20 protein-coding genes are annotated in these 20,551 nt (G+C 59.8%); 12 read left to right on the forward strand and 8 right to left on the reverse strand.

What is annotated here, in order from left to right; all coding sequences use genetic code 11:
* Positions 1-60: 60 nt before the first annotated feature.
* From ACYZT6_RS17975 to ACYZT6_RS17985, 3 genes are all read right to left on the reverse strand, one after another.
* The gene (locus tag ACYZT6_RS17975; RefSeq protein ID WP_462028047.1) at positions 61-1,074 is read right to left on the reverse strand and encodes a GNAT family N-acetyltransferase; all 1,014 of its coding nucleotides are present in this window, start codon (positions 1,072-1,074) and stop codon (positions 61-63) included.
* 99 nt (positions 1,075-1,173) lie between these two features.
* Complete coding sequence (locus tag ACYZT6_RS17980; RefSeq protein ID WP_462028048.1) at positions 1,174-1,968, reverse strand: substrate-binding periplasmic protein; 795 nt, start codon at positions 1,966-1,968, stop codon at positions 1,174-1,176.
* Positions 1,969-2,060: 92 nt separating this feature from the next.
* On the reverse strand, positions 2,061-2,687 hold the full coding sequence (locus tag ACYZT6_RS17985; RefSeq protein ID WP_462028049.1) for a TetR/AcrR family transcriptional regulator: 627 nt from the start codon (positions 2,685-2,687) through the stop codon (positions 2,061-2,063).
* A 178-nt stretch (positions 2,688-2,865) separates the two neighbouring features.
* Between ACYZT6_RS17985 and ACYZT6_RS17990 the strand changes: the two genes are divergently transcribed.
* The 8 genes from ACYZT6_RS17990 to ppnP all read left to right on the forward strand — a co-directional run bounded on the left by ACYZT6_RS17990 (position 2,866) and on the right by ppnP (position 12,294).
* Positions 2,866-4,668: an acyclic terpene utilization AtuA family protein gene (locus tag ACYZT6_RS17990; protein WP_462028050.1), complete on the forward strand. Its 1,803-nt coding sequence runs from the start codon at positions 2,866-2,868 to the stop codon at positions 4,666-4,668.
* Positions 4,669-4,680: 12 nt separating this feature from the next.
* Positions 4,681-5,550 (forward strand): SDR family oxidoreductase, encoded by an 870-nt coding sequence (locus ACYZT6_RS17995; RefSeq protein ID WP_462028051.1) that lies wholly within the window; start codon positions 4,681-4,683, stop codon positions 5,548-5,550.
* Between the two features lie 3 nt (positions 5,551-5,553).
* Entirely contained in the window at positions 5,554-7,170 is a 1,617-nt protein-coding gene (gene atuC, locus ACYZT6_RS18000; protein WP_462028052.1) for a geranyl-CoA carboxylase subunit beta, read from the forward strand.
* A 133-nt stretch (positions 7,171-7,303) separates the two neighbouring features.
* Positions 7,304-8,461, forward strand: coding sequence for a citronellyl-CoA dehydrogenase (gene atuD, locus ACYZT6_RS18005; RefSeq protein ID WP_462028053.1), 1,158 nt, complete (start codon positions 7,304-7,306; stop codon positions 8,459-8,461).
* On the forward strand, positions 8,458-9,255 hold the full coding sequence (locus tag ACYZT6_RS18010; RefSeq protein WP_462028054.1) for an enoyl-CoA hydratase/isomerase family protein: 798 nt from the start codon (positions 8,458-8,460) through the stop codon (positions 9,253-9,255). The genes atuD and ACYZT6_RS18010 overlap by 4 nt, the downstream gene beginning before the upstream one ends.
* Positions 9,256-9,366: 111 nt before the next feature.
* Positions 9,367-11,328, forward strand: coding sequence for an acetyl/propionyl/methylcrotonyl-CoA carboxylase subunit alpha (locus ACYZT6_RS18015; RefSeq protein WP_462028055.1), 1,962 nt, complete (start codon positions 9,367-9,369; stop codon positions 11,326-11,328).
* A 71-nt stretch (positions 11,329-11,399) separates the two neighbouring features.
* Positions 11,400-11,948 carry a 3'-5' exonuclease gene (locus ACYZT6_RS18020; RefSeq protein WP_403103940.1) on the forward strand — a complete coding sequence of 183 codons (549 nt, stop codon included), beginning with the start codon at positions 11,400-11,402 and terminating at the stop codon, positions 11,946-11,948.
* A 61-nt stretch (positions 11,949-12,009) separates the two neighbouring features.
* Positions 12,010-12,294 (forward strand): pyrimidine/purine nucleoside phosphorylase, encoded by a 285-nt coding sequence (gene ppnP, locus ACYZT6_RS18025; protein WP_462028056.1) that lies wholly within the window; start codon positions 12,010-12,012, stop codon positions 12,292-12,294.
* A gap of 74 nt (positions 12,295-12,368) precedes the next feature.
* Here the strand turns inward: ppnP and ACYZT6_RS18030 are convergent, their stop codons facing one another.
* Together ACYZT6_RS18030 and ACYZT6_RS18035 are read right to left on the reverse strand one after the other, a co-directional pair.
* The gene (locus ACYZT6_RS18030; protein ID WP_462028057.1) at positions 12,369-13,175 is read right to left on the reverse strand and encodes an MOSC domain-containing protein; all 807 of its coding nucleotides are present in this window, start codon (positions 13,173-13,175) and stop codon (positions 12,369-12,371) included.
* 183 nt (positions 13,176-13,358) lie between these two features.
* Positions 13,359-14,294, reverse strand: coding sequence for a chemotaxis protein CheV (locus ACYZT6_RS18035; protein WP_131060074.1), 936 nt, complete (start codon positions 14,292-14,294; stop codon positions 13,359-13,361).
* A 462-nt stretch (positions 14,295-14,756) separates the two neighbouring features.
* Here ACYZT6_RS18035 and ACYZT6_RS18040 point away from each other — a divergent pair, with 462 nt between their 5' ends.
* The 3 genes from ACYZT6_RS18040 to ACYZT6_RS18050 all read left to right on the forward strand — a co-directional run bounded on the left by ACYZT6_RS18040 (position 14,757) and on the right by ACYZT6_RS18050 (position 17,198).
* The gene (locus ACYZT6_RS18040) at positions 14,757-15,227 is read left to right on the forward strand and encodes a hypothetical protein (RefSeq protein ID WP_462028058.1); all 471 of its coding nucleotides are present in this window, start codon (positions 14,757-14,759) and stop codon (positions 15,225-15,227) included.
* Between the two features lie 421 nt (positions 15,228-15,648).
* The gene (locus ACYZT6_RS18045) at positions 15,649-16,542 is read left to right on the forward strand and encodes a sensor histidine kinase (RefSeq protein WP_462029974.1); all 894 of its coding nucleotides are present in this window, start codon (positions 15,649-15,651) and stop codon (positions 16,540-16,542) included.
* Positions 16,539-17,198, forward strand: coding sequence for a response regulator transcription factor (locus ACYZT6_RS18050; protein ID WP_462028059.1), 660 nt, complete (start codon positions 16,539-16,541; stop codon positions 17,196-17,198). The genes ACYZT6_RS18045 and ACYZT6_RS18050 overlap by 4 nt, the downstream gene beginning before the upstream one ends.
* On the opposite strand, the gene yegS is transcribed toward ACYZT6_RS18050, so the two are convergent.
* Positions 17,182-18,099, reverse strand: coding sequence for a lipid kinase YegS (yegS, locus tag ACYZT6_RS18055; RefSeq protein WP_462028060.1), 918 nt, complete (start codon positions 18,097-18,099; stop codon positions 17,182-17,184). The two genes, ACYZT6_RS18050 and yegS, sit on opposite strands and share 17 nt — an antisense overlap.
* Before the next feature lie 323 nt (positions 18,100-18,422).
* Here yegS and ACYZT6_RS18060 point away from each other — a divergent pair, with 323 nt between their 5' ends.
* On the forward strand, positions 18,423-18,731 hold the full coding sequence (locus tag ACYZT6_RS18060) for a hypothetical protein (RefSeq protein WP_462028061.1): 309 nt from the start codon (positions 18,423-18,425) through the stop codon (positions 18,729-18,731).
* A gap of 65 nt (positions 18,732-18,796) precedes the next feature.
* On the opposite strand, the gene ACYZT6_RS18065 is transcribed toward ACYZT6_RS18060, so the two are convergent.
* On the reverse strand, positions 18,797-20,023 hold the full coding sequence (locus tag ACYZT6_RS18065) for a molybdopterin molybdotransferase MoeA (protein WP_462028062.1): 1,227 nt from the start codon (positions 20,021-20,023) through the stop codon (positions 18,797-18,799).
* Entirely contained in the window at positions 20,007-20,546 is a 540-nt protein-coding gene (gene moaB / locus ACYZT6_RS18070) for a molybdenum cofactor biosynthesis protein B (RefSeq protein ID WP_462028063.1), read from the reverse strand. The genes ACYZT6_RS18065 and moaB overlap by 17 nt, the downstream gene beginning before the upstream one ends.
* Between the last annotated feature and the right edge of the window lie 5 nt (positions 20,547-20,551).

The raw sequence follows: 20,551 nt of genomic DNA on the forward strand, positions 1-20,551 counted from the left end.
GGGAGCGGGCTTGCCCGCGATGGCTGACTCAAGACCGCTACAGATCTTGAGCCATAAACATCACGCCAACGCACACCGATCAAAAAACCGCTCACGCCCCAGCATCATCAACGCTGCGCGTTTATGCGGGAAGTCGAACTCTTTCTCGCAGTGGTAACCCTGGTTCTGCATATACCCGATCATCTTCGCGTTGTCGGCGCGAGGCTCGGCGACCACTCGCTGAGTGCGCGGATCGTCGAGAAACAGGTAATGCGTCAGCGCCGATAACCAGCTCGCCACCTTGTACGGGCCGCGGTGATTTTCTTCGCCTACCAGCATGTGAATTCCGCGGTCGTAATCACCGGCGTCATAGAACGGCGCGATGCGATCTTCTTTGGCCCAATAGGCTTCGAAATAGGCAAACGGCTGATCATCGAAACAACCGATCAGCGTCACCGTGTGCGGGTCGGCTTCGAGTTTGCTCAGGTATTCACGGTGCTGCTCAAGGCTGCCCTCCTCCTGCCAGAAACTCGCCACCCGCGGGCTGTTATGCCAGCGATTGAATCGCGCCAGGTCAAGATCGATGTCCACCGTGCGCAGGGAAATCCAGGCACCGAGTCGCGCATCAAAGCGCCGATAGACTTCACCCCGTGGTTTTATCGGGCGCAGTGGATGACGCTTGCCGCCACTGATGACCATTTGCTGCGGATAGCTGTTGGTCAGCGTTTCACCCAGCCACGGTTGGGGCAACTGCCAGAACAGCGTGCGTTCGCAGCGGTATTGGCCGGCGGTATCGGTGGGAATCAGCAAACCGCTCGACAAGGCATCGGTGGGCGATTGCTGCAGCTGGAAAGTCAGGTGCTGGCACGCCGGATCACGGGCGAACAGCCAATAACAGGCCATCCAGAGCGCCTGACCTTCAGACGTGTCGAAGCGCTTTTCTACCTGCACCTGCAACTCGGGTTCGCGGGTCAGATGCAGCTCGATCAGCGGCTGCCCTTCCAGGCTGAGGTGCAGGCGATTCCGGGTTTCATCAGCTACAAGACGGCTTCCGTTGGGCAAAGCCAGGGCAGTCAGGTCATTCAGATTGGGCATGGGTCGGGCTCACGATAATCGTCGACAGTTCAACGATGTGACGTGAGCCGGGGCAGGAAATTTAAGCGAAGTCGCGAATGACGCGACCTGCGGCGCGATTCAGGGTTTTGGCGCCGGCACCACTGCGATCTTGTACGGATCGAAAATCTTCAGCATTTGGCCATTGTCCCGCAGCCCTTGCAGCAACTTGCCGAACGCTTCGCCGCTGATGGGCGCGGCCGGACGCAGGATCGCGTAGTGGTGATAGACCTGATCGATGCGCTGGGAAACCAGCAACTGATCGGCCACTTGCTCGTTGCGCAGCAGGTAATCGCTCAGGTAGGAGCGCGTCACCAGGGCAATGTCTGCCCGCCCGCGCAGCACCATCAGCAGGTTGCTGTCATGGGAATAGGTCAGCGTGGCGTTGTAGTTCTGTGCGAGGAATTTCGGCTCGGCATTGAAGTTGGCGAACTCATAGTGATAGCCGCTGAACAGGGCCAGACGCTTGCCGGCGAGGTCGGCAAAATAGCTTTGCTGGCGATCGGGCTCACGTTGCGCGACGAAAATCTCGGCGTCTTCAAGGCCCATGTCGACGCTGGTGTGGGGAATGTCCTTCCAGCCCCAGTCCGGGTTCTCGAAAATGGCCATATCGACCCGACCTTGCTTGAAATCACCGAACCGCCGGGGAATCGAAGTCGGCACCAGAACGAACTGATAGTCGCCCTGCAATTGATTCAAGGCTTCCACCAATTGTGGCAACAGCCCAGTGTCGGCACCGGATTCGGGGCGCACGGTATAAGGCGGGAAATGTGCGGCACCGACCCGCACCAGTTGCGCAGCCTGGGATGGCAACACCCAGACTGCCACGAGCGACGCCAGCAAAAGCTGCGAGGCCGTCCTAATTGGCGAAGACATCAAAACAACCCACTCCCCAAAAAATACGCATCAATGCATTCAAGCTAGGCGGTTTCGGCCACTTAGCCAGTTTCCTGCAGGTTCATGACAACTTATTGCTTCTCTTCGAGCACAAGTATCAATGCTTCATCGGCCAATTGATCGAGGCTCATGCTGCCGCCGGCCCGAAACCAGGTGGTGGTCCAGGACAACGCGCCCGTCAGAAAACGGCGCGTGATGAACACATCGCCGCGGATAAAACCGGCGTCCTTGGCTTCACCCAGCACCTGCAGCCAAAGCGCTTCATAAATATCGCGCAGCGCCAGCACCTGCGCCTGTCCGTCTTCGGACAGCGAACGCCATTCATACACCAACACCGCCATGGCCTCGCCGCTGCCGCCCATGATCGACTGCAATTCGCAGCGAATCAGCGCCAGCACCCGCTCGCGTACATTGCCGGCCTCGGCCAGGGCGGCGTGCATCAACGCCGTGTTGTAGCGAATGGTCTCTTCCATCACCGCCCGCAGGATCTCGTCCTTGCTTTTGAAGTGATGAAAAATGCTGCCCGACTGAATGCCCACGGCACCGGCCAGATCGCGCACGGTGGTGCGTTCATAACCTTTGTTGCGGAACAGGTGAGCCGCCACTTGCAGCAGTTTGCCGCGGGCGCTGTCAGGGTCGGTCAATTGGCCGTTATCGACTAATTCGCGCATGACCCCCAGGGCTTTTTGCTCGTCCACCCGTTCTCTCCTACAGTCGATCAATCAAATGCGCCGCCCACCGCTAAAACAGTGGGGTTGCGCGGGCAATTTAAGCTGGCGACGGCAACCAAGCAAGCGCTTGGGCAGAAGATATTTCAGCCGTTTACAAACCAAGCGCTTGCTTGGTAGTCTCGATGCACTTCTGTCGGAGGTGGTTATGGAATTGGCTGCGCCTAAAACAATTCGCATCGGATGCGCCAGCGCGTTCTGGGGCGACACCTCGACCGCCGCCGCGCAACTGGTGGACGGTGGGCGTCTGGACTATCTGGTCTTCGACTATTTGGCCGAAATCACCCTGTCGATCATGGCCGGCGCACGGATGAAAGATCCGCAGGCGGGTTATGCGGGCGACTTCATCGAAGTCCTCAGCCCATTGCTGGGGCAACTCGCCGAACAAAAAATCCGCGTCATCAGCAACGCCGGCGGGGTCAACCCACAGGCCTGCGCCGCCGCCCTGCAAGCCGCCTGCGACAAGGCCGGGGTGGCGCTGAAGATCGCCGTGCTGCTGGGCGACGACTTGCAACCGCAATTCAAACAGTTGAGCAGCCACGGCCTCCACGAAATGTTCAGTGGCGCACCCTTGCCACCGATGTGCGTCTCGACCAATGCCTACCTCGGCGCACCGGGCATTGTCGAAGCCCTTCGATTGGGAGCCGACATCGTCATTACCGGCCGCGTGGTCGACAGCGCGGTGGTGAGTGCCGCGCTGGTGCATGAATTTGGCTGGCGGTGGCATGACTACGACAAACTGGCGCAGGCCGCATTGGCGGGGCACATCATCGAATGTGGCGCCCAGTGCACCGGCGGCAATTTCACCGATTGGCGCGACGTGCCCGATTACGAACACATTGGTTTCCCCATCGTCGAAGTCAGCGCCGACAGCCAGTTCATCGTCAGCAAACCCGAGGGTTCCGGCGGCCTGGTCACGCCACTGACGGTCGGCGAACAAATGCTCTATGAAATCGGCAATCCACAGGCCTACCTGCTGCCAGACGTGGTCTGCGATTTCACCCAGGTCAAACTCGTGCAACAGGGTAAAAACGCGGTTCAGGTACATGGCGCAAAAGGCTTGCCGCCAACCGACCAATACAAGGTCAGCGCCACCTATCCGGACGGTTTCCGCTGCACGGCCAGTTGCCTGATCGCAGGGATCGATGCGGTCGACAAGGCGCGTCGGGTCAGCGAGGCCATCATCAACAAAACCTCGGACATCTTCAGCCAGCGCGGCTGGGCGCCCTACAGCGAAGTGAACATCGAACTGCTCGGCAGCGAAGCCACCTACGGCCCCCACGGCCAGCGCCAGGACAGCCGGGAAGTGGTGATCAAACTCGCGGTGCGTCATCCGAGCAAACAGGCATTGATCGTGTTTTCCCGGGAGATCGCCCAGGCCGCCACCGGCATGGCGCCGGGGCTGACCGGGATAGTCGGCGGACGGCCGACGGTGTATCCGCTGATCCGGCTGTTCTCGTTCCTCATCGACAAAAGCGCCTGCACGCTGGAAATTGATCTACAGGGCCAGCGCCATCCGTGCGCCCTGCCCGCTGTCGATGTGCTCGACCCGGATGACTTGCCCGTCCCGTTCGACCCACCGCAACCCACAGGCCGCGCCGATGCCAGCGTGGCCCTGATCAAACTCGCCGTGGCCCGCTCCGGCGACAAGGGTAATCACAGCAACATCGGCGTCATGGCCCGTGAGCCCGAATACTTGCCATGGATCGCCGAAGCCCTGACGCCCGAGGTGATGGTCGACTGGATGAGCCACGTCCTCGACCCGGTCCACGGACGTGTCGAGCGTTGGTATTTGCCCGGCACTCACAGCTTCAATTTTCTCCTGGAAAACGCCCTCGGCGGCGGTGGCGTGGCCAGCCTGCGAATCGATCCGCAAGGCAAAGCCTTCGCCCAGCAGTTGCTGGACATCCAGATTCCGGTGCCCCAGCGCATCGCCGACCAGGTCAATTAGAGGACTGTCGCCATGGCGTACGATTCGATTTTCAAAGCCGATCTGTTTGCAGGCCAAAACATCATCGTCACCGGTGGCGGCAGCGGCATCGGCCGCTGCACCGCCCATGAGCTGGCGGCGCTCGGTGCCCATGTGCTGCTGGTCGGACGTAAGGCTGACAAGTTGAAAAGCGTCGCCGTCGAGATTGCCGAAGACGGCGGCAAGGCGGATTGGGCCACCTGCGATATTCGTGAAGAGGAAGCGGTCAGGCATCTGGTCAGCGAGTTGATTCGCAAGTACGGCCCGATTCACGGGTTGGTCAATAATGCCGGCGGGCAATACCCCTCGCCCCTGGCTTCGATCAATCAGAAGGGTTTCGAAACCGTGATGCGCACCAACCTGGTGGGCGGTTTCCTGATGGCCCGGGAAGTGTTCAATCAGTCGATGAGCAAACACGGCGGCGCCATCGTCAACATGCTCGCCGACATGTGGGGCGGCATGCCCGGCATGGGCCACTCGGGCGCGGCGCGTTCGGGCATGGATAACCTCACGAAAACCGCTGCCTTCGAATGGGGTTATGCCGGGGTGCGGGTCAACGCGGTGGCGCCGGGGTGGGTGGCATCGAGCGGCATGGACACCTACGAAGGTGCGTTCAAAGCGGTGATTCCGACCTTGCGCGAACACGTGCCGCTCAAGCGTATCGGCACCGAATCCGAAGTCAGCGCGGCAATTGTTTTCCTGCTCAGCCCGGCGGCGGGGTTCGTCAGCGGCAGCACGCTGCGCATCGACGGTGCGGCGAGCCTTGGCGGTCGGGCCTGGCCGATTCACAAGGCGCAGAACAGTGAGTCGTACAACGGCTTCCATCGAGCGTATTTGCCCGACGTACTCAAGGACAAGGAATAAGCCATGCCGGTGATCCAGTCCCAAGTTGACCCGTTCAGCGAACAGTTCGCCCAGAACCGCAGGGCAATGCTGGTCGGCATCGAGCAGGTCCGCCAGCTCGAACAAAACCTGCTGAACAAAGCGGCCGAAGCCAAGCCAAAATTCGATAAGCGCGGCCAGTTGCTACCCCGTGAACGCCTCAATCTGCTGCTCGACCCTGGCGCGCCGTTCCTCGAACTGGCGAGCCTGGCCGGCTACAAATTGCACGACGACAAGGACGGCAGCTCGGCCGGTGGCGGCTTGATCGCCGGGATCGGCTACGTGTCCGGCGTGCGGGTGTTGGTGGTGGCGAATAACAGCGCGATCAAGGGCGGGACCATTTCCCCCAGCGGCCTGAAAAAGTCCCTGCGCCTGCAACAGATCGCCATGGAGAACAAACTGCCGGTGATCACCCTCGCCGAGAGCGGCGGCGCCAACCTCAATTACGCGGCAGAGATTTTCGTCGAAGGCGCGCGCAGCTTTGCCAATCAGGCGCGGATGTCAGCCATGGGGTTGCCGCAGATCACCGTGGTCCACGGCTCGGCCACGGCGGGTGGCGCTTATCAACCGGGGCTCTCGGATTACGTGGTGGTGGTGCGCGGCAAGGCGAAGCTGTTTCTGGCCGGCCCGCCGTTACTGAAAGCCGCGACCGGAGAGGTGGCGACTGACGAAGAACTTGGCGGTGCCGAGATGCACGCGCAAATCGCCGGCACCGCTGAATACCTGGCCGAGAACGATGCCGATGGCGTGCGTCAGGTGCGCGAGATTGTCAGCCTGTTGTCATGGAACGAGCAGTTGCAATGGTTGCCCGAACGGCAGTGGAAAGAACCCCTTCACCCTGTCGATGAGCTGCTGGGACTGATCCCGGACGATCCGAAAAAGCCCTACGACGTGCGCGAAATCATCGCGCGGATTGCCGACGGTTCAAGCTTCCTCGAATTCAAGGGCGAGTTCGATCAGCAGACCATTTGCGGCCATTTACAGATTCAGGGCCGCGCCTGCGGATTCATCGGCAACAACGGCCCGATCACGCCCAAGGGGGCGAGCAAGGCGGCGCAATTCATTCAGCTGTGCGACCAGAGCCGGACGCCGCTGCTGTTTTTCCACAACACCACCGGGTTCATGGTCGGCACCGAATCGGAACAGCAAGGCGTGATCAAACACGGTGCGAAGATGATTCAAGCGGTGGCCAACGCCCGGGTGCCGAAGCTGACCATCGTCGTCGGCGGCTCCTATGGCGCCGGCAACTACGCGATGTGTGGCCGTGGTCTCGACCCGCGTTTCATCTTCGCCTGGCCCAACAGCCGCACCGCCGTCATGGGCGGCGCTCAGGCCGGCAAAGTGCTGCGAATCGTCACCGAGGCCAAGCAGCTCAAGGACGGCCTGGTGCCTGACCCGAAGATGCTCGACATGCTGGAACAAGTCACGGCGCAGAAACTCGACAGCCAGTCCACAGCGCTGTATGGCAGCGCCAACCTGTGGGACGACGGGCTCATCGACCCCCGGGATACCCGGACCTTGCTCGGCTACTTGCTGGACATCTGTCACGAGGCCGACGTGCGGCCGTTGCAAACCAACAGTTTTGGCGTCGCGAGATTTTAATTGATCGTTCCCACGCTCTGCGTGGGAATGCAGCCCGGGACGCTCCGCGTCCCAAAAGCGGACGCAGAGCGTCCAAAGAGGCGTTACCACGCAGAGCGTGGGAACGATCGGGTTCGTCAGGAGAACAATAAAAATGATCTTCACCCAGGAACACGAAGCACTGCGTCGCACGGTCCGGCAATTCGTCGATCACGAGATCAATCCTCATGTCGAGGAATGGGAGAAAGCCGGGCGCTTCCCGATTCACGAGATCTTTCGCAAGGCCGGTGACCTCGGCTTGCTGGGGATTTCCAAACCGGAACAGTTTGGCGGCATGGGCCTGGACTACAGCTATTCAATCGTCGCCGCCGAAGAGTTCGGCACGATTCACTGCGGCGGAATCCCGATGTCCATCGGCGTGCAGACCGACATGTGCACGCCTGCCCTCGCCCGCTTCGGCTCTGATGAACTGCGCGAAGAATTCCTGCGCCCGGCGATTACCGGCGAACAGGTCGGCTGCATCGGCGTCTCCGAAGTCAGTGCAGGTTCCGACGTGGCCGGGTTGAAAACCACCGCGCGCAAGGACGGCGATGACTACGTGATCAACGGCAGCAAAATGTGGATCACCAACTCGCCAAGCGCCGACTTCATCTGCCTGCTGGCCAACACGTCGGACGACAAACCGCACATCAACAAGTCGCTGATCATGGTGCCGATGAACACCCCGGGCATCAGCCTCAGTTCGCACCTGGACAAGCTCGGCATGCGCAGTTCGGAAACCGCCCAAGTGTTTTTCGACAACGTGCGCGTGCCGCAACGTAACCGCATCGGCCATGAAGGTGCGGGCTTCATGATGCAGATGCTGCAATTCCAGGAAGAACGTTTGTTCGGCGCGGCGAACATGATCAAGGGCCTGGAATACTGCGTCGACAGCACCATCGAGTACTGCAAGGAGCGCAAAACCTTCGGCAACGCGCTGATCGACAACCAGGTCATTCACTTTCGCCTGGCCGAACTGCAAACCGAAATCGAATGCTTGCGGGCGTTGGTCTATCAGGCCACCGAGCAATACATCAAAGGCCAGGATGTCACGCGCCTGGCGTCGATGGCCAAACTCAAGGCCGGGCGGCTGGGCCGCGAAGTCAGCGACAGCTGCCTGCAATATTGGGGCGGCATGGGCTTCATGTGGGACAACCCGGTGGCCCGCGCCTACCGTGACGTGCGGCTGGTATCAATCGGCGGCGGGGCAGACGAAATCATGCTGGGGATCATCTGCAAACTCATGGGCATCCTGCCGGGGAAAAAGAAATGAGCGCCCTGCCGGTTTGCCAAACCTTGTTGCTGGAACCGCATAACGGCGTGCTGCACATCACCCTTAATCGCCCGGAAAGTCGCAACGCCATGAGCTTGCAGATGGTCGCCGAACTGCGAGCGGTGCTGGCCGCGGTGCGTGATGATCGAGAGATTCGTGCACTGGTGATCGGTGGTGCCGGTGGGCATTTTTGTGCCGGCGGCGACATCAAGGACATGGCCAATGCCCGGCCTCAAGGTTCGCAGGCCTATCGCGACTTGAACCGAGCGTTCGGCGCGCTGCTGCAAGAGGTGCAACACGCGCCGCAAGTGGTGATCACGGTGCTGCAAGGCGCGGTACTCGGCGGTGGATTGGGGCTGGCGTGCGTCAGCGATGTTGCCCTGGCTGATCACCTGGCGCAGTTCGGTCTGCCGGAGACCAGTCTCGGTCTGCTGCCCGCGCAGATCGCGCCGTTCGTGGTCCAGCGCATCGGCTTGACCCAGGCGCGCCGGCTGGCACTGACGGCGGCGCGTTTCGATGGCACCCAGGCGCGGCGCATGGGGTTGGTGCATTTTGTCGAGCATGACGCGCAAGCCTTGGCCGAGCGCCTCGATGAAATCCTCGCCCATGTGTTGTGCTGCGCGCCGGGGGCGAATGCCACGACCAAAAAACTGTTGCTGGCGAGTGCGGGACAACCGTCGGACGCGTTGCTGGATGAAGCGGCCGAGTGGTTCAGCGAAGCGGTGACCGGGGCTGAAGGGGTCGAGGGGACGATGGCTTTCGTGCAAAAACGTAAACCCGGGTGGGCCTCTTAAAAAGCTTCGCGGGCAAGCCTCGCTCCTACAAAGGCACCATCAACCCCTGTAGGAGCGAGGCTTGCCCGCGAAGAGGCCATCACATTCACCGCAAAACCAAGGGAACAACCCATGCCCGGACTCAGCAAAATCCTGATCGCCAACCGCGGTGAAATCGCCTGCCGCATCCAGCGCACTGCCCACGCCCTGGGCTACCGCACCGTTGCCGTGTTCAGCGATGCCGACGCCGATGCCCTGCACGTACAAATGGCCGATGAAGGCGTCAACATCGGCCCAGCCCCGGTGCAGCAGTCCTACCTGAACATCCCGGCAATCATCGACGCTGCCGGTCGCAGCGGTGCCGACGCGATTCACCCCGGCTACGGTTTCCTTTCGGAAAACGCCGAATTCGCCCTCGCCTGCCAACACGCCGGCATCACCTTCATCGGTCCGAGCCCCGAAGCGATCGAGTTGATGGGCAGCAAACGGCTGTCGAAACTCGCCATGCTCGCGGCCGGCGTGCCGTGCATCAAAGGCTATCAGGGTGCCGAACAGGACGATGCGACCCTGAGCCGCGAAGCCGAGCGCATCGGCTACCCGCTGATGATCAAGGCCAGCGCCGGCGGTGGCGGACGCGGCATGCGCCTGGTGCACAGCGCTGGCGATTTGCTGGAACAGCTGCGAACCGCGCGCTCCGAAGCCCTGCACGGGTTTGGCAGCGACGAGCTGATCCTCGAACAAGCGCTGATCGATCCGCGCCATGTCGAGGTCCAGGTGTTTGGCGACCAGCACGGCAACCTGATCTACCTCGGCGAACGCGACTGTTCGATCCAGCGCCGCCACCAGAAAGTCATCGAAGAAGCGCCCTGCCCGGTGATGACCACCGAGTTGCGTCAGGCCATGGGTGAAGCGGCGCTCAAGGCCGGGCGCGCGGTGAATTACGTGGGCGCCGGCACCGTGGAATTCCTGCTGGATGCACGCGGGCAGTTCTACTTCCTGGAGATGAACACCCGCCTGCAAGTGGAACACCCGGTAACAGAACTGATCACCGGTCTCGATCTGGTGGCTTGGCAACTGCACGTCGCCGAGGGCCTGCCGCTGCCTTTAAAACAGGAAGAGGTGCAGCTCAACGGGCATGCCATGGAAGTGCGTTTGTACGCCGAAGATCCGGCTAAGGGCTTTTTGCCGCAAACCGGTCGAATCGAGGCGTGGGAACTTGCGTTGCAAGACGGTGTGCGAATCGATCATGGCTTGATTGAAGGTCAGAACATCAGTCCGTTCTACGATCCGCTGCTGGGCAAAATCATCGCCCATGGCGCGACCCGTGAAGAAGCCCGGCGCAAACTGCTGCGGGCGGTGCAGGACAGCGTGTTGCTAGGCGTGCAAAGCAATCAGCGCTTGCTCGCCAGCCTGCTGCAACACCCGCAGTTCATCAGCGGAGAATTCAGCACCGGGTTCATCCCGAGCTGTTTCGCCGACCATCCTTGCCTGCATCCGTCGGTACCGAGCGCACAAGAACTGGCCATCGCTGCTGCGCTGTTCTATCACGCTTCGGCGCAAGCTCATCACGCCCCGCTGGCCGGGTGGCGAAACAACGCCAGCGTGCCCCTGCACTATCGAATCGGCCTGGAGGATCAGGACTGGCGGGTGGAATTGAACGCAGTGCCTGACGCGCCTTACCGCTTGCAAGTCGGCGACCGAACCCTCGAATTGAAGGTCATCCAGTGCGACGGCCATTGGGCAACACTGATGATCGACGGCATCCGCCAACGCCATGCCTACCGCCTCACGGCCGGGCGACTCTGGCTGTTCACCCGCCCCGGCAGCCTGCGTCTTGTCGATCGCACCCAAGCGTTGGTCAGCAGCCAGGCCAGCGTCAGCTCCGGCACGCTCAAGGCGCCCATGGACGGGGCGATCGTCGACGTGCTGGTCAGCGAGGGCAGCCCGGTCAGCAAGGGCCAGCTGCTGGTGGTGCTCGAAGCGATGAAAATGGAACACCCGCTCAAATCAGGCATCGACGGGGTGCTCAAACGCTTGCAGGTCCGGGTCGGCGATCAGGTGAAAAATCGTCAGATTTTGTTGGAGGTCGAATAAGCCGCTAGGCGGATCCGTCGGCTTTGGCTACGCTCAAGCCCTATCAGGACGCGGATACCAGGAACCCTGCGATGCCTCACTGGCTGGTGATCGATCTGGAAGCCACCACCGATGACGGTGGCTGGCCAGTAACGGAAATGGAAATCATCGAAATCGGTGCCACCTTGGTGGACCGAAAAGGATGCGAAGTGGATTGTTTCCAATGCTTCGTACGGCCATTGGTGCGGCCGCTGCTGACGCCGTTTTGCCGGGAACTGACGCACATCACTCAGGCTAACGTCGATGCAGCGCAGACGCTGAGCGAGGTCTGGCCGTCCTTCGAGCAATGGCTCGGGCGCCATCAATCGGTTTTGGAGGGCTGGGCCAGTTGGGGTGATTACGATCGCAAGCAACTGCTTCAGGAATGGCAGCGACTAAAACTGGTCAGCGTTCTGGGTAGCGTACCTCACATGAATCTCAAACAGCGCTTTGCCAAGGCCCTACGCCTGGAGCGCCCGCTGGGACTCAATGGGGCCCTGCAACTGGTGGGCATGCAGTTCAATGGCCAACAGCATCGGGCACTGGAGGACGCGCGCAATACGGCGCGTTTGTTGCCACAGGTTTTCCCCCAGGAGAGGTGACGGCATTCGAGGCCTTGTGCATACTGGCCGGCCCTTTTTAGCCCTTTTCGAGGAATCGCCCATGTTTAAAGTCAACGAGTACTTCGACGGCACCGTCAAGTCGATCGCCTTTGGCACCGCTGAAGGTCCTGCGACCATTGGCGTCATGGCTCCGGGCGAATACGAATTCGGCACCAGCCAGCGCGAAATCATGCACGTGGTGACCGGCGCCCTGACCGTCAAACTGCCTGACAGCAGCGACTGGGAAACCTTCGACGCCGGCAGCCAGTTCAACGTGCCTGCCAACAGCAAGTTCCAGTTGAAAGTGGCCGTCGACACCGCTTACCTGTGCGAATACCGCGGCTAAACCCCCGGGTTTTCACAGCGACAAAAAAATTGCCCGCGTCCTTTTTGGACGCGGGCTTTTTTCATTCAGTCTGTTTATTCCAGGATCGTCACCGGCATACCGACTTCAAGTTGGCCGTTGCTGTCGTTGACCAGGTTCTGCCCGAACATCGCGCCGTCGGCCTCGGAACGGTATTTCTGCAACGTGGCCAGCGGTTCGCGATCAATGCTGCGCTCACCGGTTTGCGGGTCGATGGTGGTCAAGATGCAGCGCGAGCAGGACTTGACCACGCGGAACTCGACATCGCCAATGCGGATACGCTTCCAACTGTCTTCGGCATACGCCTCGCTGCCCTCGATCACCAGATTCGGTCGGAAGCGCAGCATTTCCAGCGAGCGCCCGACCTTTTGCGACAAGTCTTCCAGGGACGCCTGCCCGATCAGCAACAGCGGGAAGCCATCGGCGAAGGCCACCTGATCGTCGTCCCTGCCGTAGCCCGCCTGCGTGGTGCGCGCGCGATCCAAAGGAATTTGCACCAATCGCGTCGGCTTTCCAATGAACTCACTGACCCAGGCACCGGCCTCATCGCCGGCATCGGGCACGCGCAGACTGTCTTTGAAGATCGTCACGCCCCGCAGCTCGGCGTCGCTGGCCGGCAAGGCAATTTCAATCGCTGAGCGCCCGGGAGCACTGAGGGTCAAGCCACCGTCGGCATTCCACAGCGCCGACAACTGACTCATCTGCCCCACTGCGCGCTGGGTCAGGAAGCGCCCGCTGGCCTCGTCCACGAGCATCCAGCGTCGATCACCGTCCAGCCCCAGCTTGTCGAGGCCGACCTGTTGAAGGGTCTCGCCCTTGCCGGATTTCAACGGATAACGGTAAAGCGCGCTCAAACGCAACATGGCCAGCTCTCTGGTGGGCAAAAAAAGCCACCCTATACGAGCTTGATCGCCGAATCAAAGGTTGAAAAAACCTGTGGGAGCGAGCTTGCTCGCGATAGCGACGGAACAGTCAACATTAGTGCTGAACGCGACATCGCCATCGCGAGTAAGCTCGCTCCCACAGGTTGATTGCTCAGGGCAAAATCAGGCAGGCACTTCATCGAGCATCAGGCGCTGGCGCACCACGTCGACGAGTTTGTCCGGCTGGAACTTGGAGAGGAAGTTGTCGCAGCCGACCTTCTTGACCATCGAGTCGTTGAAGCTGCCCGACAGCGAAGTGTGCAGCACCACGTAAAGGCCACGCAGGCGCGGGTCGTTGCGGATTTCGGTGGTCAGGCGATAGCCGTCCATTTCCGGCATTTCCGCGTCGGTGAAGACCATCAGCAGCTTGTCGGTCATCGACACGCCCGTATCGGCCCAGGCCTTGAGCATGTTCAGCGCTTTCAAGCCGTCGCTGGCGATGTGCATCTTCACGCCCAACTGGCCCAGGGTGTCGCGCAATTGCGACAAGGCTACGTTGGAGTCGTCCACCAGCAGCACTTCACGACCGCGAGCGCGTTCCAGCACCGGGTCGTCGAGTTTCTCGCGCGAGACCTTAGCGTTGTACGGCACGATTTCGGCCAGGACTTTTTCGACGTCGATGATTTCCACCAACTGATCGTCGACCTTGCTGATGGCGGTCAGGTAATGCTGGCGGCCGGCGCTGGTAGGCGGCGGCAGAATGGCTTCCCAGTTCATGTTGACGATGCGGTCCACGCCGCCGACCAGGAACGCCTGCACCGAACGGTTGTACTCCGTGACGATGATCGTACTGGTAGGGCTCGGCACCAGCGGACGCATGCCGATGGCCTGGGACAGGTCGATCACCGGCAACGTCTGGCCACGCAGGTTGACCACGCCGCAGACAAACGGATGGCGCTGGGGCATCAGGGTCAGCTTCGGCAGTTGCAACACTTCCTGCACTTTAAAGACGTTGATCGCGAACAATTGCCGACCGGCCAACCGGAACATGAGAATTTCCAGGCGATTCTCACCCACCAGTTGCGTGCGTTGGTCTACCGTGTCGAGAATGCCGGCCATTAATGACTCCTGGGCTTGTACTGATGAATTCACTAAAGAGGGTTATCGGCTGTTTCTGCCAGACCTTGACCCTGAGACAAAATGCCACGATCGGGCATTGATGTCACATTAACATCATGCTTTACTGGCGCCGTGATTTCATCTGCTTCATCCCCTGCGGCGCGACCTCGGTTTGCACGTTAGGTTCCCCTGTGTAAGGGATTCCCCTAGTAACAATCAGGCCCAACCTGATATTCGCAATATCCAATAGCCATTAATGTGACGCCATTCTCATTGCATGAACGGAGTCAGGCTTTTGTGTGCGATCGCAGGTAAGTGGCCATCCACCCTCTCGAGTTCCCCAGCCTGCGCCCCGGCCTGCCGGAGCGCGATCTCATGCCGGCACGGCAGCGTCGGGACGTTGGACATTCTCGTCGACACACACGACATCCCCTCATTTGACATGACGTTGTGGAGATAAGCATGCCGAACGACCCTAAACAGTGGGCTCAGCGCTTTCCGGAGTTTCTCGTCGAGGCTGAAACACTCCTGACCAAATCGGAGGAGTGCCTGAGCCATCTGCAGTTGATCAGCAATGACAAGGACGCAATCGATTGCATGCTCAGCAGCCTCCTCAAATTGGCCAGCAAGGCCGACGCTCTGGCATTGGAAGCGGTATCCGAATTTTCTCTGCACATCCATGGCTTGCTGAACCACGCCCAAAGCCACATGGACCTGCACGACGAGGCCTTGGGTGCGCTGAAGGACTGCTTCACGCTGATGGCCTGGCAACTCGAACTCATCGATCAAACCACTGGCCAACTCAGCCTGGATGACAGTGAACAGACTTCACTGATCGAAGCCTTTGCGATTCAGGTCGGGCAAAGCCATTTTCAGTTACCGGTTAACTCCAAACCGTTTACGCTCGTTAGCTATTCGGAGCGACAGGCTTAATTCGCCAGATAACAAATCCCTGTTGCGTAGTCTTATTGCCATGCTGCCGCTCATTAACTTGAGTGAGCACATGTCGCAATTGAATATTTCATACCTCTCAACGACAGTTCGATACAAACAACAATCCCGCCTCCGTAAAACTTTTCCATTGTGGAACTATCGTCCAGAACTTTAATTCCTGACCGAATGGACATATATAGCAAACGCGACCGACGGTATCTTAAGTGGTATTATGCCGACCATTAGTTGACGCCAATTAATGGCAAAGTGACTTCAGATGAGAGCAGCCCATAAGTTAAAGGCTGCAGTTTCAATCCTGGACGGCACTGCTTGAGACGAGTCACTACAGATTTTCAGACAGAGACCCGTCAACCACGATGGCCGGTCTGCCCGCAGCGAACATTCATTGGCTCCATCCGCTATGTACGCCAGTCTCAAGTCAATCACCCTTTGGCCACCCTCCCAAAAAAACGCGCGGCGGTTCACGCTTTTGCTGTGCACCAGCTCGGCACTTGGCAGCCTGCTGGCCTTCAGCCTGGCTGTTCCACTGCCCGCGAGCCTGCTTGTACTCAATACTGCCGCGCTCGTCTGCGTCTGGGTTCAACATTTACTCTCGCGCAAGTCGATAAAGTTTCAGCCGCAAGAGTTGGCCGACCGCCTGCTGGAAGTACAGGAAAACGAACGCCACCGGCTCAGCCGAGAACTGCATGACGACATCGGCCAGTTGCTGACCGCTGCAAAACTTCAAAGTGAATGGCTCAAACGCCGGATGCCTGAAGACATGCAGGGGCAGTACTCGGTGCTCTGCGACACACTGGACGAAACCCTGGCCAAGGTTCGTGATGTTTCAGCCATTCTCAATCCCAGGCAGTTGGCCAGTCTCGGGCTGGAAGCCAGTCTGCGTGCGCATCTGCTCAAGACCCTGGCCAATACCTCGGTACACTGGAGCCTGGAATGTCATCAACGCTTGACCGGCATACCAGAGGAAATGGCGGTGGCCGCCTTCCGGATCACCCAGGAAGCGGTGACCAATATCCTACGTCACGCCGACGCGAAAAACCTGTTGATCCGCCTGCAACGCATGCCCCAGGGACTGTCACTGTTGATCAGCGACGATGGCCAGGGATTCGCGCCAGCAGCAGATCCAGGTCGAGAAGGACAGCGCGGGATGGCCGGGATGGTGGAACGAATCGATCAACTGGGCGGTACCCTGGCGGTGACCAGCGAGTCGGGCAAAGGCACTCAAATCGAAGCACTCTTTCCCTGGGCGCCCCGTGCGCTCGAACGGGCCAGTACGAATAAGGTTATGCATTGACTTGTAACTTACTTCTGGTGGATGACCACTCGCTTATCAGGGCAGGCGTGCGCGCTCTGGTGCTGGATATTCCTGGCTACGCGGTTATTGGTGAGGCCAATGACGGCTCGCAGTTACTCGAAATGGTCGAGAAGCTGTCCCCGGACATTGTTCTGCTGGATATCTCCATGAAGGAGACCGGCGGCCTTGAAGCCTTGCAACGACTCAAGCAGGTACGCCCGCAAAGCAAGGTGCTGATCCTGTCGATGCACACCGACCCCGCCCTCATCATGCAGGCGCTCGAGTCCGGTGCTCATGGCTATTTGCTCAAGGACACCACGGCCACCGAGCTGGAACATGCCCTGGATGCCTTGCGCAATAACGAACGCTACCTGAGCCCGGCCATTGCCCACACGGTTATCAACCAGGCGCTTATCCGCAACCAGAAACATCGGCCCGAGCCGCCGGACTCGCACAACCTGACGGCCCGTCAGCTGGAAATCCTGCGACTGATTGTTCGTGGCAAATCCACCCGGGAAATTGCCAATGGCCTGGGCCTCAGTATCAAAACCGTTGAAACCCACCGCTCGCAGATCATGAAGCGCTTGCAGATCTATGACGTGGCCGGCCTGGTACTGTTTGCAGTGCGCGAGCAAATCATCAGCCTGGACGACTAGCCGTATTCGAAGCACTCAGCAGCGGCGAGTTCTCCGGCAAATGCACGCGCAATGCCGCTGGACGCGCCGAGAATCGCAGGCTCTCGCCCTCAATAGGTTCGCCATCCAGATTGATGTAGAGACCTTCCGCGACCTTGATCTCGACCCATGGCAGGCGAGCTCGCACAAACATGTTGTCGATGCCGAAGCCATCGGCCAGCAGCGTTTTCAACGTACCGACCAACTCCTGCGGCGCAGGCAAAATGCTGATATCCAGCAAACCATCGTCAGCCAGCGCCTCCGGGCACAGCACATGACCGCCGCCAGCCTGCCGGCCATTGCCGATCCCCAACGCCAATAGCTCACCGCTCCAATGAAAGTCCGGTCCCTGCAACTCGCCGTAGGCGGCATGCAACTCGCTGAAGCGCGATAACCCGGTGAACAGATAAGCGGCACCCCCGAGGACTTTTTTCAAGTCTTCCGACGTATTTGCCGTGACCTGGCTACCAAAACCGCCGGTGGCCATGTTCAGGAAGACCTGCCCGCCCACCTCCCCCAGATCGATCGCGTGCGGGGCCGCCTCCAGAAGGTCCAGCGCCAGATCGGGTTCCAAGGGCACACCGGCGGCGCGCGCAAAATCGTTGGCGGTGCCCAGCGGCATCAGCACCAGACTGGCTTGCGTCGAATGCGCTGCCATGGCTTCGGCGATATCACGCAAAGTGCCATCACCGCCGCCGGCAATCAGGTGCGTATAGCCTGCATTCAGCGCTTCCTCCACCAGCCGCTGCGCGTCCCCCGCCTCCCAGGTCAGTCGGACCGCCAACTCCCAGCCCTGCTGGCGCTTGACGTCGACAGCCGCTCGGACCTCCTCGTTGAGTGCCTGCTTGCCATGCAGAATCAACAGCGCCTTGCGCTCACTCATTTTTGTCGCTCCCATGTTTGGAATCCGTATGGAAGATGTTGACCTCACCAACCCCTATAAAAGTCGAAAGGAATTGAATTTTTTTGACGCGCGCAGCCTTGCGGTCCTACAGGGGGGGATATTTTCTTACAAGATGTGAGGAATCGGCTCAATTGACCAACCTTGGCGATTGGTACACCTTGGTGTCCGCGGTATCAGTCATCAACATTAAATACACAGGGATGTGCAAGCAATGAGTAGACCCTCTTCAAGGGCCGCACAAAGCGCAATCAACAATAGTGTCGGCCAGCCAAAGGGCTTTAAGGCAAGGAGCGTTTTAGTCCATGCAAAGTCATGACATCAGGTTACCCATCAGTCAGGTCGCACCATTGCCAGAAAGTCGCGCCACTCATCAGGCTGAATACAATAACATCGCAAAGCCTACCGGAGGAGTTGATATGGAACCTCGCGTCATTGAACTCGAGACACACCTCAAATACATCAGAAGAGACATGGAAGAGGTCCGTGGTGATGTGAAATCCATCAAGCACAGGTTGGCCTATTCTGCGGGTGGAACAGCCGTTGTCCTGGGGCTGCTGGGCTGGGTCGCCAACAGCCGCTTCGATCAGGTCGTGTCACTTCTGGCGCGTTAAACGCTCGCCATGCACGCAAGTCCGGAGCGATCAACCGGGCTTGCGTGGCAAGACTGTGGCCGGGATCAGCCCAGGACTTCGCTCAGCGGAATGAAGTTCACGTAATCGCCGTCTATAAACGTGCGGTCTTCAAGCACTTCAACCAGACCATCAGCCCAGGCGGCACTGCGAAGCACCCCAGAGCTCTGGTTTTTGTAGATGATTGCCCGACCATTCTCCAGACGCCCACGCAAATACTCTCGGCGACTGCCAGCCTTGGGCCAGTCGAACCCTGCCGGCACCTGAAACTTCAACGGCTCTACTTCGTTCACGCCTTGGCGACGCAAGAGATAGGGCCTCGCCAACAGGGCAAATGTAACCAGCGTTGACGCAGGGTTGCCGGGCAAACCAATCACAGGCACGCCGCGAAAATGCCCGAACGTCAGCGGCTTGCCTGGTTTGATGGCGAGTTTCCACAGGGTCAACTCACCCTCTTCGCGCAAGGCAATCCCCAGAAAATCGGCTTCCCCCACAGACACACCGCCGGTAGAGAGGATCAGGTCGACATCCTTCAACTCGCCAAGACGCGCACGAGTGGTGGCTAAATCATCTGGAAGAATTCCGGCATCGATCACTTCACAGCCCAAGCGCTGCAACCAACTGCACAGCAGCACGCGATTACTGTTGTAAATCTGCCCCGGCCCAAGGGGCTGGCCCGGCTCTATCAATTCATCCCCGGTAGACAGGACCGCCACACGCACCTTGCGCACCACGTCCAGCTCAGCACATCCCAGCGACGCGGCCAGGCCTTGCTCGATAGGTCCAAGGCGCGTGCCAGCCGGCAAAACAAGCTCACCAACGGTGGTTTCCTGGCCTTGTGGCCGGATGTTTTGGCCCTTGGTCATCGTCTCGACAAAACGGACACTCTCATCCGCCTGGACCTCGGCGTTCTCCTGCATTTCGACGCAATCAGCACCCGCCGGCACCGGCGCGCCGGTAAAGATCCGGGCGCAAGTACCAGGCTTCAACGGTTCGGGGGCCTGGCCGGCGAAAATCTTCTGACTGACCACCAACGGTTTTCCGGTCCAGTCAGCGATGCGCAAGGCATAGCCATCCATGGCACTGTTCGGCCAGGGCGGCAGATCAAGTGTCGAGACCAGGTCATCGGCCAGTATGCGACCTTGAACCTGTGCCAACGGCAAGCGCTCACGCTCACGTATCCTTGATGCCTCAGCCATTTCCAGCAAACGCGCCAATGCCACCTCGACCGCCATCAGTCTGCCGGTTTTGCCAGGCTTACCCACGGGATTCACAGGGTTCGGCCTGTTTCAGGTGAGCGACGAAATTGCAGGGGCGATGCCGGGAATCCAGCTGTTCGGCGAGGATGCCGTCCCAGCCGGTGCGCACAGCGTTGGTCGATCCCGGCAAACAGCAGACCAGCGTGCCATTGGCCAAACCCGCCAGAGCCCGGGACTGAACAGTCGAAGTGCCGATGTCCGCGACCGAAATCTGCCGGAACAGCTCGCCAAAACCGTCGACCTGCTTGTCCAGCAGGCAACTCACCGCCTCCGGTGTGCTGTCGCGCCCCGTGAACCCGGTTCCGCCGGTGATCAACACCACCTGCACGACATCATCGGCAATCCAGGTGGCGACTTGCGCGCGAATTTTGTAGAGGTCATCTTTAAGCAGAACCCGAGCGGCCAGGTAATGACCGGCGGCACTCAAGCGGTCGACGAAGACCTGTCCTGACGTATCGGTTTCCAGGGTGCGGGTATCACTAACCGTCAACACCGCGATGTTGAGCGGCGCGAAAGGTACATCAGCCTTGGCTTTCATAGGCT

Source organism: Pseudomonas sp. RT6P73 (assembly GCF_054897715.1).

Coding starts and splice junctions, on each gene's coding strand:
- yegS (WP_462028060.1), bottom strand. CDS start 18,099: ATGAGTGAGCGCAAGGCGCTGTTGATTCTGCATGGCAAGCAGGCACTC.
- ACYZT6_RS18060 (WP_462028061.1), top strand. CDS start 18,423: ATGCAAAGTCATGACATCAGGTTACCCATCAGTCAGGTCGCACCATTG.
- moaB (WP_462028063.1), bottom strand. CDS start 20,546: ATGAAAGCCAAGGCTGATGTACCTTTCGCGCCGCTCAACATCGCGGTG.
- ACYZT6_RS17995 (WP_462028051.1), top strand. CDS start 4,681: ATGGCGTACGATTCGATTTTCAAAGCCGATCTGTTTGCAGGCCAAAAC.
- ACYZT6_RS17990 (WP_462028050.1), top strand. CDS start 2,866: ATGGAATTGGCTGCGCCTAAAACAATTCGCATCGGATGCGCCAGCGCG.
- ACYZT6_RS18030 (WP_462028057.1), bottom strand. CDS start 13,175: ATGTTGCGTTTGAGCGCGCTTTACCGTTATCCGTTGAAATCCGGCAAG.
- ACYZT6_RS18015 (WP_462028055.1), top strand. CDS start 9,367: ATGCCCGGACTCAGCAAAATCCTGATCGCCAACCGCGGTGAAATCGCC.
- atuD (WP_462028053.1), top strand. CDS start 7,304: ATGATCTTCACCCAGGAACACGAAGCACTGCGTCGCACGGTCCGGCAA.
- ACYZT6_RS18010 (WP_462028054.1), top strand. CDS start 8,458: ATGAGCGCCCTGCCGGTTTGCCAAACCTTGTTGCTGGAACCGCATAAC.
- ACYZT6_RS17975 (WP_462028047.1), bottom strand. CDS start 1,074: ATGCCCAATCTGAATGACCTGACTGCCCTGGCTTTGCCCAACGGAAGC.
- ppnP (WP_462028056.1), top strand. CDS start 12,010: ATGTTTAAAGTCAACGAGTACTTCGACGGCACCGTCAAGTCGATCGCC.
- atuC (WP_462028052.1), top strand. CDS start 5,554: ATGCCGGTGATCCAGTCCCAAGTTGACCCGTTCAGCGAACAGTTCGCC.
- ACYZT6_RS18045 (WP_462029974.1), top strand. CDS start 15,649: ATGTACGCCAGTCTCAAGTCAATCACCCTTTGGCCACCCTCCCAAAAA.
- ACYZT6_RS17980 (WP_462028048.1), bottom strand. CDS start 1,968: ATGTCTTCGCCAATTAGGACGGCCTCGCAGCTTTTGCTGGCGTCGCTC.
- ACYZT6_RS18020 (WP_403103940.1), top strand. CDS start 11,400: ATGCCTCACTGGCTGGTGATCGATCTGGAAGCCACCACCGATGACGGT.
- ACYZT6_RS18035 (WP_131060074.1), bottom strand. CDS start 14,294: ATGGCCGGCATTCTCGACACGGTAGACCAACGCACGCAACTGGTGGGT.
- ACYZT6_RS18040 (WP_462028058.1), top strand. CDS start 14,757: ATGCCGAACGACCCTAAACAGTGGGCTCAGCGCTTTCCGGAGTTTCTC.